The sequence below is a fragment of the Arsenophonus sp. ENCA genome (assembly GCF_002287155.1).
Lineage (GTDB): Bacteria > Pseudomonadota > Gammaproteobacteria > Enterobacterales > Enterobacteriaceae > Arsenophonus > Arsenophonus nilaparvatae.
Window position 1 is genome coordinate 1 of sequence record NZ_NHNG01000321.1, and the last position, 1,472, is coordinate 1,472.

3 protein-coding genes are annotated in these 1,472 nt (G+C 39.8%); all 3 read right to left on the reverse strand.

Annotated features, from left to right (window positions below; genetic code table 11):
* Positions 1-178: 178 nt before the first annotated feature.
* On the reverse strand, positions 179-673 hold the full coding sequence (locus tag CBG25_RS08555; protein ID WP_290606019.1) for a transposase: 495 nt from the start codon (positions 671-673) through the stop codon (positions 179-181).
* Between the two features lie 60 nt (positions 674-733).
* Positions 734-1,120, reverse strand: coding sequence for a hypothetical protein (locus CBG25_RS08560; protein ID WP_290606021.1), 387 nt, complete (start codon positions 1,118-1,120; stop codon positions 734-736).
* Between the two features lie 146 nt (positions 1,121-1,266).
* The coding region (locus tag CBG25_RS08565) for a hypothetical protein (protein ID WP_290606023.1) at positions 1,267-1,472 on the reverse strand (206 nt) is incomplete at its 5' end.

Consider the following 1,472-nt stretch of genomic DNA (forward strand, 5'->3'; position numbering starts at 1 on the left):
TAACAAGCTGAAAATTCAGCGGCTAAATTTTTCAATTCTTCGACTGATAATCCAATGATTGCTTTACATAAACGATTATCTCGTAACAGCCGCTCTTTGTTGATCATTTCAAACCTTTATTCTCTAAGTTAAACCTCTTTTTATTCTCAATAGCGTGACAAAAAATGCAAGTCTCTATTCAGCAACTAGTTTGAAGAAAAACGGATAATGTAAGTTCTTTAAAAAAACTGCCCGTCAGGACAGTCTGATGTTGATAAATGAAACGTCCAAGGCTGGCATGATCAGGTGTCACGCCATGGCTGACAAAAATACATCCCAAATCTAAACGCGCCAGATTTTCAAGTGCTCTGAGCGAACTATGCCCTTTCATGATCCCATAAAGCAAAATTCCCATCATTGAACGAGGAGAATACGGCGCTCTACCTGTTGAAGAATAACAGCGTTCGAAAGGTACCCAGTCTTGTTCATCCAAAATCTCTGTGACAATAAATGCCCTACGTTCACCAATTTGCTTGAGATAATCGCAAAGGGAAACAGAACCCTCCAAGATAGGTAGATTTTGCGCTTTGACAAACTTACGTTTGGTGTGAGAAGGCGATTCCAGTTTGCGAGTAAATACGGTCATAAAAGATCTGCGTTTAAAACGAATAAAGCAAATTTTAATCGATAACATGAGCTTTTGCGACAGCCTCTTAGAGGGCGAGGAGTGAATTCAGAAAGCACGGGGGTAATTTTATATGATTTCCAGAAGTTCAAGGTACCACCATTCTACCCGATATCGATTTGCAGCCGCTAGGCTGCTTCCTTGACCCCCACCGCTCGACGCAGCCTGTGACCGAGCAACGCGAGCGAACAGGCGAGGAAGCGGAATATAACCGGAAATTATAGGGAGCACGGTCACTCGAAAATTACAAAAATAAGGTTGAATGCCATCGACATACTCCAACGGCGACAAAAACAGGAACTCATGAGCATGGAAGAAAGTGCCCATGTAGCCATTTTCACTACAAAAAAGCGGTAAAAAATGGAACTGCCAAACGGTGGGCGATTCCCTGAAATTAGCGGGCAAATTACATATCAAAGAAAACGCCGATTTTTCACTGTGGATTTTCTCTAACACGAGTTTCGCACCAATAAAAAAACGCTCTATTTTTAAGTTTAATTCAGCATGATATATAAATAGTCAAAACCTTATAAATCAAATACAACTTATTGTAATTTAAGAAAATTTATGTTTTTTAGTAACTTGCAGATTAATCATTGCTTTTAAGCCATTTTTAGAATTTTATATGCCTGTGCGAAACTCGTGAACAATTTGTTTGGGGTATATCCCGATAAATTGAAGCTCTGTGCTAATAAATCTGGTATAACCTTTGTTTCACTGGATGGATCGACAGTCTGGGCAACAATAATGCGTCCAGAGTTGACTAGAACAGATGGTTTATAGGCAGTTGAGAATCCCTTTCCACGCT

Bases quoted from the DNA above. Each gene is read 5' to 3' on its own strand.
- CBG25_RS08555 (WP_290606019.1), bottom strand. From the start codon at position 673: ATGTTATCGATTAAAATTTGCTTTATTCGTTTTAAACGCAGATCTTTT.